Source organism: Algoriphagus algorifonticola (assembly GCF_007655305.1).
Classification (GTDB): domain Bacteria; phylum Bacteroidota; class Bacteroidia; order Cytophagales; family Cyclobacteriaceae; genus Algoriphagus; species Algoriphagus algorifonticola.
In genome coordinates this window covers 78,882-95,375 of the sequence record NZ_VLOG01000041.1, presented here as the reverse complement: position 1 = coordinate 95,375, position 16,494 = coordinate 78,882, and the positions used below count along the sequence as shown (strand labels likewise).

Here is a 16,494-nt window from a genome sequence, read left to right as displayed (position 1 = left end):
CAGGCGGATTGATTTTATTGCGGTTTGATCTCTCACTACAGATTCTAATGCATAATCCGGGTTAAATCGCGAAAATCAGACGTAGCTATTTTTAAGGCTACGTCTGATAAGTAGCAAATTTCAAAAACTCCAGTTTTACAATGGCTCGGAATAATTTTTATTCAGGGTAATGCAGCTTCTACGGCTGTACTCACTTCAAAGGTGAAGCTGCTTTTTGATCTGGATAATCCATACCCAACAAATCAAAAATTGTCCTAGCTATTTGGGCGTTGTACCATTGTCCCTTTTCTGCAATTTCACCTCGAGGATTTACCCCTGCTCCCAATAGAGCAATCCAAGTTTCGCTGGATTCTGGAATGGAAGAACCATGCCCCAACCAGGTATCCTTTCTAACTCCTCTTCCATGATCAGTAGTGATAATAAGGGAGGTGTTATCACGGTATTCAGGATCACTTTGAACCCATTCCCAAATTTCTTTGATGTAAGCATCTGTCTGCATTGCGGCCCAAAGATATCTATCGTAATGGTTCTCATGCGCCCAATCGTCCGTTTCACCATAGGCTATATACAATGCTCTTGGTCTTTGGTTTTTCAAAGCCTCCATAGCAAAATGATGGGTAAAGGCATCCAATCTAACTTCTGTCCAAGGTCCTATAATCTCTTTCTGTAATTTATTTAGCAACTCTTCTTTATCAGACAAATTCTCTCCTTCAGCCTGATCAAAACCTGCATTCACTGGAATCCCGCTTCTTTCCTCATGGATGATATAAGGAAAAACATCCCAAGAGCCAAATGCCAACACCCTTCCTTGAAAAGCCTCCATTTGATTCAGGTATTCCAAGAAGGTCGTGTTGGGGTTGTTAATTTTATCATTCGAGTAAATTCGCTCATCATCAGCAAAGCCGGTCAAAATTTCATTATAACCAGGATATGAGAACCAATGGGTATTTTTTGTATTGACTAAACTCCCCAACTGACGATTCCCATAAAGCTGTCCTTGTGAAGCAATAGTACTCCAGAAAAATGGTAGCAAAACCTCCCTTCGTTTGGTAGGATCAGAATCCCAAAATTCCTCATACAAACTTTGAGGATATTTGACCATTTCGGCATCTCTGAGAAATAAAGAATCAGCTCCCGAAAAAACTTCCTGCCACCTTAAGCCATCCAAGGTAATCAATATGATGTTTTTGGTTTCTTGAGCCTGAACCAAACCCGATAAAACCAACATGATGGTTGTAAAAAGCAACTTACTTTTCATAGCAATTGAAGGTGTTTTTTCTTAAAAATTCATTTCAAATTTTTCACTCAAACCTAGGCAACTCCCTAGAAATTATACCTAGCCATAATTTCTAGCTAATTTTTCTAATTAATCTAATTTCTAGCTTCTCGCCTCTCGCTTCTATTATCTCTTCTTTCGCCTCTCGCTTCTAGTCTCTCGCTTCTCGCATCTAGTCTCTAACTTCTAATCTCTATCCACAACCACCCCAACCATACTATCTGCTGTACCATAATACAGGTACCAAGCTCCTTGAAAATAAACTAAGCCTTCCAAAAAGGTAGTACCTTCTGGATATTGCCCAGACTTCTCGAATGGTAGTACGGGCTGGATAAATGGATCATCAGTTCTATCTACTAATTTCCAAGGTTCATTCGAATCAAAAAGCGCCTGACCACCTGTATAAACCCGGTTTCCGAGTTCCTGAATACCAACAACATTCGAGTTCCCGGCATTATAAAGAACCACAATTCCATCTTTAGTCAAAACAGGTGGTGGTCCTGCTTCCACCAACCAAGAATCAAAATATCCAGGTCTTGGGCTTAGAACTGGAACCCTGTTTCCTTCATGATTTTCCACCGGTGTCCAGTTAATCAAATCTTCAGAACTTGCTAACCAAATATGCGGAACACCATAATACATCCAGTATTTTCCGTTAATTTTAGCAGCCACCAAATTCCCGTCTACCAATTTGGTTACTATGGCTCCGGATTTTGACTCAATATTGTGGTACTTGCCTTCCTTCCAATTGATGAAAATGGGACCCTTTTTCTCCCAGTTATACAAATCCTTTGAGATAGCCACAGCAAGTCTTGGCACATCCCTATTCCATTGCGTATAGGTTAGAACATACAAGCCGTCCTCAGTCTCCACAATTCTAGGATCCTCTGTACCTCCTGGCCATTCAAATTCTTTTTGATTATCATTATCGGGGAAAAATATTGGATCTGATTTTCTCTCGAATTTAATCCCATCAGAAGAAATAGCCATCCCTATTCTGGAAGTATGTCCTCCTATTTCTTTTTCTCCCAACTTTTCTTCTGCACGATACAAGACATGAATCTTTCCATCCTTGACAATGGCTGAAGGATTAAAGGTAGCCATGGACTCCCAGTAAACCTTCCTGCCCGTCATAGGGTCTTCAAAAGTAGATTCATTCTTAGGGCTTATTATAGGCTTTCCAGATTCCGGCCTTAAGAAAGGGCCCAACATCCAGTTTTTCTCTTGAGAAAAACCTGACTCAGGAATAGCAACTATAAGGAAAATTAAAATTAGAAGATTTTTCATCCTTCAATTTTAACCATTATTTGATTAAATCAAGTAGGAATATCTTTCTACTTTCCCCCAGGAATCTAAATGAATATTACATGAGATATGCATGAAACAAAATAAATTCTGGTTCAGCAAAAAACTATAAAAAAGCCTATGCTTAATAAATTCTAAGCATAGCCCTCTCCGCATCGAAATTCTCGATAAATCACATTCTATCAGGGGATATTGGCTGCGGAACTACATTATCCACAGGCTGAATACTTTGTAAATATTCAAACATTGCCTTGACGTCCTCATTCTCCATGGCAACATAATTTTCCCAAGGCATGGGAGGCAAAAGCATGCGATTGGATCGAAGACCTTTGGATTTTCCTTCCTTTAATGCAATGGTGAATTGTTCCAAAGTCCAATTTCCAAGGCCAGTTTCATGAGGAGTCAGGTTAGCTGCAAAAGAAATCCCCCAAGGGCCAGCAGCTCCTGTCAAGTCTGGATAAAACATTCCAAACCCTTCCTTGATTAAAGGATTGTCAAATTTGATGATAGGCCTGTCGGAAGGATACCCCGAAAGCGCTAGTTCTGGAATAACTTCAGCCCCCCTTTCGCCCATTCTTTTGGGAGAATGACAATCATTGCAACCCATAATTCCTATCAGATATTTACCTCTTGCCACGAGTTCTTCGTGAGTAGGCTCTCCAATTTTTGAAGAATTACTTAATTCTGCACCCTTTTCCTGGGATTGGCAAGAAAAATAGAAAAAGCTTACAATGACGAGTCCAGCCTTCGAAAATAATCTGTTCTTAAAAGACATAATTTTACTTTTTATTTGAATACACTCTAAGCTAAGTGATTCCCGAAAAGCCCTGAAAACTTTGAAATAAAGTGTGGTAAATAAGGTTTTAAGTGTTGAAAAAAATAAAAAAACCGGAAATCTCTCTGACCCCGGTTGAACTTGCTTACTGCTGAAATATCAAGCCATTTCTAAATCCTTAACCTTTTTCTTTAATTTATTTTTGCTCCCTTTCTTCCTCCTTTTATTCCACCAAATCAAGGTTCCGGTAACTGGCAAAGAAGTAGCTATCAAACATGCCACAAACCATAAAAACTTGGTAAAAGGCCCAAAGATATCTCCCATGTGCAGGCTTTTTACGGATCTACCGATTTGCTGCCTTACTGACATATCAGAAAAAAGTTTTTGATCTATTAATGCCAAATCAGATTGATTCAAAGAAAGCTGATCCGAACCTGCTCTTGCAAAAAATCCTGTTCTATACTTGGCTACCTCAATCGGTTCGGAATCATCAGAAGGTAGAGAAATCCTGGTATTGCCCGAATAAGGCAATATTTCCTCAGAACTAGCCAAAACTGCATCCAAAGAGAACTCTTTGGCTGGTCCAGGAACAATAATCTCTTCTGGTTCAGATTTTTCTTCCTGCGGTGCCTGATAAGTATCCCAGGTTTTCTGCCAGCCTTCCCTATACCATTGAAATGACCAGAAAAGACCGGTTGCGGACATGATAAACAATGCTATCAGTGAATAAAAAGCTAAGGTATTATGTAGGTCGTGATTAATTCGCTTCCAGTTTCCAGACCATTTCACTTTCAATCCTTGCTTCCAGCCTTTCACTTTTTGTGGAACCCAAATGAAAATTCCGGTAATTACTCCCAGCAAAAATAAAGAAGTGGCGATCCCATTTATAAATCTTCCTAAATCCCGATTTCCCATACTTTCCAAAATCTGCTCCTCCACTCTATCAATCATCAGCCAGCGGTGTAGAGAAAACATATAACTCATGAATTCCTCTGCAGAAGTTCGCTCGGAATTATCTGCTAAAATTTCAGCAGTATATGGATTTACATAATAGGTAGTACCTCTACCCTCTTCTCCTGCTTTCAAAAATCCAATTTGAACGGACTTCTCAGGATCTTCAGATACAAAGACGGAAGTGACTTTTCCTTCCAACTTACTTTCCAACTGAGATTTCAGCACATCCAAGGACAATAATTCTTCTCCTTTTTCTACAAAATATCTATCAGAATCAGCCCATTCTTTAATTTCTGTATTGTAAACATAGATAGTTCCACTCAGACATACTGCAACGACTATTAAGCCGGATATTAGTCCTGCATAGAGGTGAATTTGATTAAATACTGAGCGAACTTTCTTCCAAAGAGTAGATTTCTGAGCCATGGACATCTTTCTTATTTAGATTTGGTCAAAATTAAAACAAGAATCTTTATTATTAAGACTAATTCTAAAAAATAATTTGAATCGACTGATTTGTTATTTAAACGAGGGGATTAAATGGGTAAAAAGCATAGAAAGTTTTTATCTTCCCGATCAAATATGAATCTCATGCGTAGCCTCTCAACCTTTCTTTGTTCTATCATCATCATTCTAATAATTTCCTGTGCAGAAAAAACTCCTGATCCAAGACTTGAGCAACCGGAGGAATTCAAGCAGGTATTGGATGCTCATGGAGATTGGAATAAATGGATAGACTCCAAGGCTTTTTCCTATACCATGATTCATGAAACTAATCTGACCCAGGAAAATCACTTTTTTAATTTAGACAGTAGAAAAGGAAGAATTGACGCTCAGAATTTTCAGATTGGGTTTGATGGAGAAAAAGTTTGGATCAGTCCAAACAGACAAGCTTTTGCCGGTAATTCCGTACGGTTTTATCATAATCTTTATTTCTACTTTTTTTCCATTCCCTACATTTTCACTGACCCAGGAGTTAATGTGAAAAAGGTTGACAATAAAACTTTGAATGGGGAAGAGTTTGAGGCCTTTGAGGTTTCCTTTGATGAAGGAAAAGGAGATAGTCCAGAAGATCAATATGTCATGCTAGTTGATCCCGAAACCAAAAGACTTCATTGGTTGCTTTATACCGTGACTTTTTTCGATCAATCCAACAGTCAGTTTAATGCCTTGAAATATGAAGATTATCGGGATGCAGGAGGGCTGGTATTTCCTAGAATTATGACAGGTTATACTTTGGAAGGAGATTCTACAGGAAGGATCCGATATCAGGTAAGCTTTTCTGATGTAGTCCTTAGCGAAGACCCCTTGAATGAGGATATTTTTGAAATGCCTGAAAAAAAGGCAGTAGTGGCCAACTAATCAGGCACGAATTAGCTTGAGTTCAACGTGAGTGTGTAGCTCGGATTTACCCGAACCTAAAAATGCTCCCTGAATTGGCATAGTTGCATCAGGGTCAGCATGCACAGCCAGTGGGATATAATTATGGTCTGTAAAAAGCCCCAAACTTGGGTCCATTCCTACCCAGCCAGAACCTGGAAGATAGACTTCCAGCCAAGCATGTAACTCATGGCCTTCATCCAGTTCAGGGTTGAAAGCATATCCACTGACAAAACGGGTAGCGAGTCCCAGAGATCTCAGCATATCCATCTGCATCAAGGATAAATCTCTACAGGATCCCTTTTTGGAGGAATAAGTCAGGCTAGCAGCCCAAATATTCTGTTCGTGTCTGATAATATGCCCCCAATTTTGATGTACCTTTTCTGTCAGCCTGACTGAAAAATCTACTAAACCAGAGGACTTACTTTTAATAGGAATGATGAAATCCCGGTACTTTACAGGCTCAGGACGGTCCAGAAATGGAATTAAAAACTTCTCCACGTCCTGATAATTAAAATGGGGATACTCATGATTCCAACCAGAGTCCTCAAATCCTTTATCCAATATAAACCCAAAGGGATTAAAGGAATCCAGTCTAAAAATCCAGTCTGTTTCGATCTTGAGTGATTCAGTCTCTCCTACAAACCAAGCCTGTTGATACCAATTTCCTACTAAGTCCTGCCTGTAATTATGATCCACAGGTTTTGGATCAATCTTGATTTTTTGATGCTCAATCCGAAAATAAGGACGATGCTGTGGAGTCAGAAAAAGCTTGTGTACCCCCAAACCCACGGGATTGGTGTAGCGATATTCGCTCAGGTGCCTGACTTGGATTAGCATATTATTCGTTCTCCTCTTGAACTAATTTCTGGAAATCAGAAATAGCAGTATTGAGAATCTCAGCGGGTAATTCTGCTATGGCATTTTTGAGTCTATTATTCCAAAAAGCAGATATATGCTCCAACTCTTTTTGTTCAAACCTCTTTTCCTTGATAAAATACTCGTCATTTTTCAAGACGACTGTATCAATGGGGAAGTCTACATCATTGGCAGAAATCCTTGTAGCGTCAAAAGCTAGAAAAGCACAGCGTAGCGCGTACTCCATTGAATCCTCGTAATGAAAAGAACGTTTCAAAACCGGATTTCCGAAGCCTGAATTTCCAATGATCACGAAGGGAGTTCCCCTTCGAATTTCAATCCAATTTCCTTGAGGGTATAATAGATAGAGTTTGGGTTCAGGGTCATGCTCCAGCTGCCCTCCAATGATTGAAAATAAATTAAAACTCAATCCAGCCTCTTCTAAAAATTGCTTATCCTCTTTGGCAACTGTTTTCACTTGGTTACCAAACTCATTGACAGCATGGTACAATTTGGTAAAAGATTCGTCTTGCTGCTCGATGACCTCTGAGAAGTAGGTAATAGCCTTATCCCTTACAGATCGAAGACCACTTGTCATGATAAAAAAGGAGTGCTTTTCTCTGTTTACCGTAAATACTTTTTTGGAAGAGGTAGTCTCATTTCCAGAGGTGATTCTGGTGTCAGAAAGACCCACCAGTCCTTGTTTGGTCTTAATGCCGAGGCAAAATGTCATTATTGATCCTGATTTTGTGAGATAAAGTTATCCCGAAGTCGAAAGTACGTACTGTCGATCAGTTCTGATAGCTTATTCAATTTTATTTGCAGATTATCCAAGTATTCATGTAAACCGAAGTCTATGATTTCGGAAACTTCTGCAAACTCCAAATGAGACCTGAGCTCTCCAATTGCTTTCTCAGCTGGGTTTTTAAATCCTCCATCCAGATTACCTGAAATATGATGTAAGCAGTACTCTGCCTCTTTCAAACAATAATATATAGACCTTGGAAAGTATTTATTCAATACCAAAAACTCCACAACGTTGGAAGGGTCAATATTTCCATAAGCTCTTCTATAAGTATTGAAACCCGTAACTGACTTCAACAAGGCCATCCAATGCAAAAAGTCCAAAGGAGAACCTATATCCTGTCCGGAGGGTAGTAAAATATGGTACTTGACGTCCAAGATTCTGGAAGTCTTGTCTGCCCTTTCCAAAAACTGACCCAATTGCCTAAAATACCAGCCTTCAACCCTTGCTACACTGCTATCGGCAATTCCATAAATTAGCAGGATTTGATTCTTGATTTTTTCAAAGAATGGCCTGGGATCGGGTTTCTTCCAAACTTTTTTCTCACAACCTTCCTGCATCATCATATAAAGCTGATTGGTCTTTTCCCAAGTCTCTTTACTCAAATTTTCACGGATAATCCGTGCATTTTCCCTAGCTCTGGATATGGCAGAAAACATGGAATTGGGATTATCCAAGTCAAATGCTAAAAAAAACAGGACCTGGTTTTTTTCGAATTCCTGGTACCGCGAAGTAAATAACTCCCAATCCCCAGTGGCAGCTACCAAAGGCTGCCATTGTTCTTTGAGATCTACAGGCAAATCCTGCATCAGGTTAAAGTTTACATCAATGAATCGGGCATAATTTTCTGCCCTTTCCAGGTATCTTCCCAGCCAATATATATGGTTTGCAACGCGGCTTAACATAGTTTTCGATTAATTGTATAAGACCCAAGTATCCTTACTTCCTCCTCCTTGAGAGCTATTGACTACCAGAGAGCCTTCCCTCAATGCCACTCTTGTCAGAGCTCCGGGAATTACCTCAATTTCACTACCATACAAAATGTAAGGGCGTAAATCCACATGTCTTGCTCCCAGTCCTTCTTCAGTGAGTGTTGGAACAGTAGATAGTGATAAAGTGGGCTGAGCTATATAATTGGTAGGATTATTTTTGATCAATTCACGGAATTTATTGTGTTCCTCCTTACTGGCTTTAGGCCCTATCAGCATCCCGTATCCTCCCGCCGCATTGGTTTCTTTTACTACCAATTCACCAATGTGTTCAAGAACATATTTCCGGTCCTTTTCCTCTCTACATAAATAGGTGGGAACATTATTGAGAATGGGATCTTCATCTAAGTAATATTTGATGATTTTGGGAACGTAAGCATACACCGCCTTATCATCTGCCACCCCTGTTCCCGGTGCATTTGCTAAAGCTATATTACCTGCCTTATAGGCTTCAAATAACCCGGGCACCCCTAACAGAGAATCTGGTCTAAAAGCCAAAGGATCTAAGAACACATCATCAATCCTACGATACAGCACATCTATTTGCTGCAAACCTTGGGTGGTTTGCATAAATACCCTCTTATCCTGCACGATTAAATCTACCCCATTGACCAATTCCACCCCCATTTGCAGAGCCAGATAGGAATGCTCATAATAAGCAGAATTGTAAATACCAGGAGTCAATACGCCTACCACAGGTTTGGCCTTATTGCAGAGATTTTGAAGCATCCGAAGCAACTTAGCAGGATAATCAGAGACAGGCATCACTCCCTTTTTATTAAACAAATTAGGGTAAGCCCGTTTGATAATTTCCCTACTTTCCAACATGTAAGATACCCCTGAAGGACAGCGAAGATTATCCTCCAAAATGTAATATTCCCCATCCTTATTTTTGATTAAATCTGTCCCCGTGATGTGGCACCAAATTCCTTTAGGAGGCGTCAAGCCAATACAAGGCTTGAGGTAATCCTTACTGCCTAATATTAATTCTTCCGGAATGATTTTATCCTTGAGTATTTTTCTATCATTGTAAATATCCTGAAGAAAAAGATTTAGAGCATATGTCCTTTGCTTAAGTCCTGCCTCCAAGTGTTTCCACTCCTGATTAGGAATAATTCGTGGGACAATATCCAAATGCAGAATCTTCTCCAATCCCTGATTGTCGTGATACACATTAAAGGTCATCCCCATTGCCCGCTGAGTTTGATTGGCAGAAAACTGCAGGTGATTCATCTTCCTGTTGGGAATTTTCTTCAGGCTTTGAAAAAACTCCTCATAATGAGGGCGTATTTCTCCTTGGGGTGTAAACATCTCATCATAATGCTCTCCAGCATTATATCCTTCTATTTTCATCTGTTTATAATTTGTTTTTTAGAAGTCAGATGGAATGCCCTACCCCGATTTATCGGGGCATCCCCCTCCCTATCCGCCGCGGCGGACGGGACAAGTTGTGTGAAATTTTTCCTCATGGGCATTTCATAAGTTTCAAAAATTTACGGAGTCCTCGGATAAGATAAATGAATTTTACATTAATTCAAAAATCATAGCGGTGATTAAGACTTTTTCAATAGAACAGCTTAAAATTTCATTTATCTGAATAATATCAGAAAAAAACTGCTAATCCATAAAATAAAATTGTTTCCCCTTTTTAGATTAATTTCGCATATGGCGAAAGGTATACTTAAAGTAACGGACAAAAATTGGGTACAACAAGTGACAACTTGGAGACAAATTAAGGACGTTTTATTCATTGGAATAGGAGTAATTATGGCGAGTATTGGGCTAAAAGGATTTTTATTGCCCAATGGATTTTTTGACGGCGGTGCTATGGGGGTTTCCTTGCTATTGGAAATCCTGACACCTCTGGACCTCTCCTACCTAATTATTTTGGTCAATATTCCATTTATATATCTAGGCTACAAGCAACTCAACCTTCGATTTGCACTGAAAAGCACCCTAGCCATATTTGCCTTAGCACTGTTGGTCCATTATATACAATTACCCACGATTACTGCTGATAAGCTACTTATAGCTGTTTTTGGGGGTTTTTTCTTGGGAAGTGGAATTGGCTTTGCAATTCGAGGAGGAGCAGTCATTGACGGTACGGAAGTATTGGCCATTCAGGTATCAAGAAAATCCAGCTTAACTGTAGGTGATTTTATCACTGTTTTTAATGTGTGCTTGTTTTTGGTAGCAGCATTGATGGTCAACTTGGAAACGGCCATGTATTCAATGTTAACTTATTTTTCAGCTTCCCGAACAGTTGACTTCTTAATCAACGGAGTGGAAGAATACATTGGCGTGATGATCATATCAGAATACAATGAAAATATCAAAACCAAAATCACCTATGATCTAGGTAGAGGAGTGACTGCTTTCAAAGCAGATGGCGGATTCGGTGAAAAGGCGAAAAATCCTGACCGAAATGTATTATTCTGTGTGGTAACCCGACTGGAAGTCACCAGAGTCCTAACCGAAATCGACAAAATTGACCCCAAAGCATTTGTAATCCAATATCCGATCAAGGATACCAAGGGAGGGATGATTAAAAAAAGGCCACTGCATTGATTTTGAGAGACGAGAAGCGAGATGCTAGAAATCAAAAAAATATACCTAGTTGACAGAAGCGAGAAGTTAGATGTTAGAAATTAGATAGGTATACCTAAAAAGAAAGCCATCTGGTTATCTCCGATGGCTTTCTTTTTTTAGTAGGCTCTAGATTCTAAACTCTCATCTCTCGCTTCTAGTCTCTAGCATCTCAATATTATGAGATTGTCGAACCGCTCGCCGTTCCCTCATGAGGAGTCAATAGCTTCAGCTTACCATCTTTGTCTTCAGCCATCAAAATCATTCCCTCGGAATCAATACCCATCATTTTTCTTGGCGCCAAGTTGATCAGCATAGTCACTTGCTTACCCACCAAAAACTCCGGTTCAAAATGCTCAGCTACTCCACTCAAAACAGTTCTATGTCCTAAGCCGGTATCTACTTTCAGTTTGATCAATTTCTTGGATTTAGGCATCTTTTCAGCTTCCAAAACGGTCACTACACGCATATCCAATTTTGCGAAATCATCATAAGTAATAATCTCTTTCATCGGTACTGCTGGTGCGTTTGTTGCTTCGTTCATCTTTTTGGATTCTTGGAGTTTATTCAATTGCTTATCTACTACTTCATCTTCAATTTTCTCAAACAAAAGGCCCATTTGACCAATGCTTAAGCCTTCTTTCAAAAGCTGTCCATTACCTGCCTGAGTCCAGTCTGGAGCTTCCAAGCCGAAAAGCTCCACTAGTTTCTGGGCTGTAAATGGTAAGAATGGCTCGGAAACGATCGCCAAATTTGCAGCGATATTGAGGGCAATATTCATGATGGTGGCTGTGCGAACTTCGTCCGTTTTCACGACTTTCCAAGGCTCGGTATCAGCAAGATACTTATTTCCTAATCGAGCCAAATCCATCATGATTCCTAATGCCTCTCTGAATCGATATCGTTCAATGGAAGCCTCAATTTTTTCAGGAAACTCAGAAAGGGCCTGAAGCACTTCCTCATCATAGCCTGTCAACTCTCCTCGCTGTGGAATCTCTCCCTGATAATACTTATGAGTTAGAACCACTGCCCTATTAACAAAATTCCCATAGATGGCTACCAACTCTGAATTATTCCTAGCCTGGAAGTCCTTCCAGCTAAAATCATTGTCTTTCGTCTCTGGGGCATTGGCAGTCAAAACATAGCGAAGCACATCCTGCTTTCCAGGAAATTCCTCCAAATATTCGTGCAACCACACTGCCCAATTTCTGGAGGTAGAGATCTTATCTCCCTCCAAATTCAAAAACTCATTGGCCGGAACATTTTCAGGAAGAATATAGCCTCCGTGAGTCTTCAAAATAGCAGGAAAAATAATGCAATGGAATACAATATTGTCTTTTCCGATGAAGTGAACTAGCTTGGTTTCATCATCTTTCCAATAAGGCTTCCAGTCAACTCCTTTTTCAGCAGCCCACTCCTTCGTAGAGGAGATATAGCCAATCGGTGCATCAAACCACACATAAAGCACTTTTCCTTCTGCATCTTGCAAGGGTACTTTGATTCCCCAATCTAAATCTCTTGTCATGGACCTTGCCTGCAAGCCATCGCCAGCTTCCAACCAGGATCTGCATTGTCCCAATACATTGTTTTTCCAATCCTGAGCATGCTCCTCTAAAATCCATTTTTTCAAAAAATTCTGATAGCGAGCCAAGTCCAAAAACCAATGCTTGGTTTCTTTCAAGACTGGTGTTGCCCCACTCAATTTGGATTTAGGATTAATCAGATCAGTAGGGCTTAAAGAAGATCCACATCGCTCACACTGATCTCCATAGGCACTTTCATTTCCGCACTTAGGGCAAGTACCCTCTATGTAGCGATCGGCCAAGAATTGCCCGGCTTCCTCGTCGAAATACTGCTCAGTACTTTGCTCCAAGAATTCTCCCTTTTCATACAAATCCTTGAAAAATCCCTGAGCCGTTTCATGATGGATTTTGGCGGAAGTTCTGGAATAATGATCGAAGCTGATTCCGAATTCGGAAAAGCTTTTTTTCATCATTTCATGATAATGATCCACTACTTCCTGGGGAGTTTTTCCTTCTTTTTTCGCTTTGATCGTAATGGCTACTCCATGCTCATCAGATCCGCAGATATAGGCTACATCTTTTCCTTTGGATCGAAGGTAGCGTACATAAATATCTGAAGGAACATAGCATCCCGCTAAATGGCCGATATGCAAGGGCCCATTGGCATAAGGTAAAGCTGAGGTAACTGTATATCGCTTGAAATTCTTAGACATGTCTGAATGGGTGATCACAAATTTCTAATCAGGTCGCAAAGATAGGAAAAACCCTTAAAGGGGCCTTTATGCATTGGTAAATTCATCTCTGGCATCCTCCGTCAAAATCCCATTGTAGATAATCGTGATCGCCTGATCATAAATATCAGAGGGCGGTAAACTCATATCCTTTCGGATATTCTCCGGAAACTGGCTCAAAAATTTCGGATCCAATAATGACTGAACAGCAGCTGCATACAAAGTCACTACCAAGCTGACATTCAGGTTGTTTTTCACCAAACCCTGTTCCTTCCCCTGCTCTATCAGCTTTTGAAATCGAAGAAAAGCTGACTCATTGATATACTCTTGCAATTCCACCCAAATCTCAGGGGCATATTCCCTTAAATCTTCAAATAAGCCTGGATTGATGGGGGCCAAATGGGTAGCAATCACTGAAAGTGTAGACTTCAGCTTTAGTGGAAATGTGATATATCTATTATCCAAAATAGCCTCCACTTTCGCTGTCATTTTAGTTTTAAGCTTATCAAAGGATGCGGAAAGCAATTCCAGTTTGCCAGGAAAATACTTGTATAGCGTTTTTTTGCTCATCGTCAATTCCTGAGCTATATCATCCATAGTTGTATGACGATATCCCTTTTCCAAAAAAAGCTGATAAGCCTTTTCCAAAATTTTACTTTCTACACTTGTCTTTTTGCTCATAGGAACAGATTTAGAAACAAATATATATACAAAGGTATCCAACAGCTATCTTTATTTTTAGTTGCATATTTTGAAGGATAATCTCCTTGTGAAGCCAAATGCAAAGGGGTATTTTTACCCACCCAAAATTCTTTTCAATCCATGAACCACCAAGAAGCTGCCAAAAGGATCGCAGAACTCAGCCAACAAATCAATTATCATAATCACTTGTACTATCAAGAGAGCAGAATTGAAATATCTGATTATGAGTTTGATCAGTTGCTGAAAGAACTAATTCGGCTAGAAACTGAATATCCGGATTTGTTGGATCCAGATAGTCCAAGTCAGCGAGTTGGTGGTACGATTACCAAGGAATTTCAAACTGTCGCGCATGAATACCGCATGCTTTCTTTGGGCAATACCTATACGATCGAAGAGCTTAAAGCCTTTGACGAACGCGTACAAAAAGGATTAGGGCATTCGGATTACGAATATTTCTGCGAAATGAAATTCGACGGAGTGGCCATCAGTTTAGTCTATGAAAATGGCAAATTAATCCGGGCAGTGACACGTGGAGACGGTACCAAAGGAGATGATGTCACAGCCAATGTGAGAACCATCCGAAACATTCCGCTTTCAGTATCAGGAGAAAATATTCCTGAAAAGTTTGAAGTCCGAGGAGAGATCTTTTTGCCATTGAAAGAATTTGAAAAAATCAATGCAGAAAGGACGGAAAAGGGAGACGCGCTGCTGGCTAATCCTAGAAATGCAGCTTCGGGAACATTGAAAATGCAGGACTCCTCTGTCGTCGCCAAAAGGAGGTTGAATTGCTATTTTTATCAGCTTTTGGGAGAAAATATTGGGGTTGAAACCCATGCAGAAGCTATTCATCTAATTGAAAAATGGGGCTTTAATGTCTCACAGACCTACACAAAAACCTCTAATGTGGAAGAGGTTTTAAAATACATTGAAACCTGGAGAGAAAAGCGCCATACCTTACCCTTGGATACTGATGGTGTAGTTCTCAAAATCAATAATTATGAGCAAAGGGAAGAATTAGGGTTTACTGCTAAAATTCCTCGTTGGGCGATTGCTTACAAATACAAAGCGGAAAGTGCAGAGACCGAACTGCTGTCTATTACTTATCAAGTCGGGAGAACAGGAGCTATCACACCTGTTGCCAATTTAGCTCCGGTTAGCCTAGCCGGAACCACTGTAAAACGTGCTTCCCTCCACAATGCCAACGAAATCGAAAGATTAGGAATACATGAGGGTGATATAGTAGCCGTTGAAAAAGGCGGTGAAATTATCCCAAAAATAACAGCGGTTAATCTTCAAAAAAGGAAAGCTGGCACCCAGCCTATTCAATACATCCAAACCTGCCCTGAATGTGGAACTGCATTGGAGAGAAAAGAAGGTGAAGCAAAGCACTTTTGTCCCAATGCTGAATCCTGCCCTCCTCAGGTTTTGGGAAGAATTGAGCACTTTGTTTCTAAAAGAGCCATGGATATTGATTCATTGGGAACAGAAAGAATTCGAGCATTAATTGACCAAAAGTTCATCTCCAACTATAGTGATATTTACCTTCTGGAAACCAAAGAACGTGAGCTCTTGGGTTTGGAAATGAGTCAAGACCAATATGAAAAAGAAGGAAGTGGGCTGCTTTATATCAAATTGGAAAAAGCACTTTTTGCTTTGACCGAACAAATTTCCTTTAAGCAAATTCAGGAATATCTAGAAAGTGCTGCGGAACTACCTTTGAACGAAACCCTGAGAGGATTTCAGGAACAAATCAGAAAATGGAAGAAGAAGGTTCCATCCAACACGGGCATGGTGGATTATCTGATCAACTCCCTGAAGGATCATCGAGAACTTCCCAAGCTGGAAGATTATGTTCCGGTAGCAGTTGTGTTGGAAATATTTCTGGGAAGAAGAGTGGAATTTGAGAGAATCCTGGAAGCCAGCAAAAAAGAAGGAACTGTCCATGGGATCATTCTACGATTGAATTTGGAATTACCGGATGAACTTCGGGAGCGAATCAAAAAATTGAAGGCCAACACCTTTCAGGAAGGAGTTATTTCCAATATGCTGGAGGGTATCAAGGCATCCAAAAACCAACCTTTTGAAAAAGTTTTGTTTGCCATCGGAATTCGAAATATTGGAGAAAATACAGCCCAGCTTTTGGCTAGACACTTCAAAACCTTGGACAAGTTGCAAGAAGCGACTGAGGAGGAATTATTGGAGATTAATGGCGTGGGAGGCACTTTGGTTCAAAGTATCCAAGAGTTTTTTGCTAATCCTGAACATCAGAGAATACTTCAGCAGTTGAGAGATTTAGGTCTCAAATTCGAGGTAGAACATGCGGATCAAGAGCCTGCAAGTCAATCCCTAGCCGGAAAGAAGATATTAGCTTCAGGCAAATTGGTAAACTTTAAGCGGGATGAGATTGTTGATTTCGTTCAAACTCACGGAGGTCAATACATTTCTTCCGTTTCCAAAAATCTGGATTTTATCATAGAAGGTGAAGGAATGGGACCCAGTAAAAAGGAGAAAGCCCAAAAATTAGGTATTCCATTGATTTCAGAGGAAGAGTTTTTTTCCATGATTCAGGAATAATTCCTATTTTATTTAAGGTAGAACCAAACCACGAGG

General features: G+C 40.0%; 13 protein-coding genes. 3 read left to right on the top strand and 10 right to left on the bottom strand.

The window, feature by feature from the left end:
- Positions 1-190: 190 nt before the first annotated feature.
- The 4 genes from FL972_RS10640 to FL972_RS10625 all read right to left on the bottom strand — a co-directional run bounded on the left by FL972_RS10640 (position 191) and on the right by FL972_RS10625 (position 4,736).
- Entirely contained in the window at positions 191-1,258 is a 1,068-nt protein-coding gene (locus FL972_RS10640) for a phosphoglyceromutase (protein ID WP_222116025.1), read from the bottom strand.
- Positions 1,259-1,462: 204 nt separating this feature from the next.
- A complete protein-coding gene (locus FL972_RS10635; protein ID WP_144605371.1) occupies positions 1,463-2,563 on the bottom strand; it encodes a glycoside hydrolase family 130 protein in 1,101 nt (366 codons plus the stop codon).
- Positions 2,564-2,753: 190 nt separating this feature from the next.
- A complete protein-coding gene (locus FL972_RS10630) occupies positions 2,754-3,356 on the bottom strand; it encodes a diheme cytochrome c-553 (protein WP_144605370.1) in 603 nt (200 codons plus the stop codon).
- A 159-nt stretch (positions 3,357-3,515) separates the two neighbouring features.
- Entirely contained in the window at positions 3,516-4,736 is a 1,221-nt protein-coding gene (locus FL972_RS10625) for a PepSY-associated TM helix domain-containing protein (protein ID WP_144605369.1), read from the bottom strand.
- Between the two features lie 165 nt (positions 4,737-4,901).
- Between FL972_RS10625 and FL972_RS10620 the strand changes: the two genes are divergently transcribed.
- Complete coding sequence (locus FL972_RS10620; RefSeq protein WP_144605368.1) at positions 4,902-5,672, top strand: DUF6503 family protein; 771 nt, start codon at positions 4,902-4,904, stop codon at positions 5,670-5,672.
- Here the strand turns inward: FL972_RS10620 and FL972_RS10615 are convergent, their stop codons facing one another.
- From FL972_RS10615 to FL972_RS10600, 4 genes are read right to left on the bottom strand one after another with little or no spacing between them, the layout of a single operon-like run.
- Positions 5,673-6,530, bottom strand: coding sequence for a transglutaminase family protein (locus FL972_RS10615; protein ID WP_144605367.1), 858 nt, complete (start codon positions 6,528-6,530; stop codon positions 5,673-5,675).
- Between the two features lies 1 nt (position 6,531).
- Positions 6,532-7,281 carry a peptidase gene (locus FL972_RS10610; protein WP_144605366.1) on the bottom strand — a complete coding sequence of 250 codons (750 nt, stop codon included), beginning with the start codon at positions 7,279-7,281 and terminating at the stop codon, positions 6,532-6,534.
- Complete coding sequence (locus tag FL972_RS10605; protein ID WP_144605365.1) at positions 7,281-8,258, bottom strand: alpha-E domain-containing protein; 978 nt, start codon at positions 8,256-8,258, stop codon at positions 7,281-7,283. Before FL972_RS10605 ends, FL972_RS10610 begins: the two co-directional genes overlap by 1 nt.
- A gap of 9 nt (positions 8,259-8,267) precedes the next feature.
- Positions 8,268-9,695 carry a circularly permuted type 2 ATP-grasp protein gene (locus FL972_RS10600; RefSeq protein WP_144605364.1) on the bottom strand — a complete coding sequence of 476 codons (1,428 nt, stop codon included), beginning with the start codon at positions 9,693-9,695 and terminating at the stop codon, positions 8,268-8,270.
- 312 nt (positions 9,696-10,007) lie between these two features.
- Between FL972_RS10600 and FL972_RS10595 the strand changes: the two genes are divergently transcribed.
- Positions 10,008-10,910, top strand: a complete 903-nt coding sequence (locus FL972_RS10595) for a YitT family protein (protein WP_144605363.1) — start codon at positions 10,008-10,010, stop codon at positions 10,908-10,910.
- A gap of 196 nt (positions 10,911-11,106) precedes the next feature.
- Here FL972_RS10595 and metG read toward each other — a convergent pair whose 3' ends face one another.
- The gene (gene metG / locus FL972_RS10590) at positions 11,107-13,164 is read right to left on the bottom strand and encodes a methionine--tRNA ligase (protein WP_144605362.1); all 2,058 of its coding nucleotides are present in this window, start codon (positions 13,162-13,164) and stop codon (positions 11,107-11,109) included.
- Between the two features lie 66 nt (positions 13,165-13,230).
- Entirely contained in the window at positions 13,231-13,863 is a 633-nt protein-coding gene (locus tag FL972_RS10585) for a TetR/AcrR family transcriptional regulator (protein WP_144605361.1), read from the bottom strand.
- A gap of 141 nt (positions 13,864-14,004) precedes the next feature.
- On the opposite strand from FL972_RS10585, the gene ligA reads away from it, so the two are divergent.
- Positions 14,005-16,458, top strand: coding sequence for an NAD-dependent DNA ligase LigA (gene ligA, locus FL972_RS10580; protein WP_144605360.1), 2,454 nt, complete (start codon positions 14,005-14,007; stop codon positions 16,456-16,458).
- Positions 16,459-16,494: the final 36 nt, after the last annotated feature.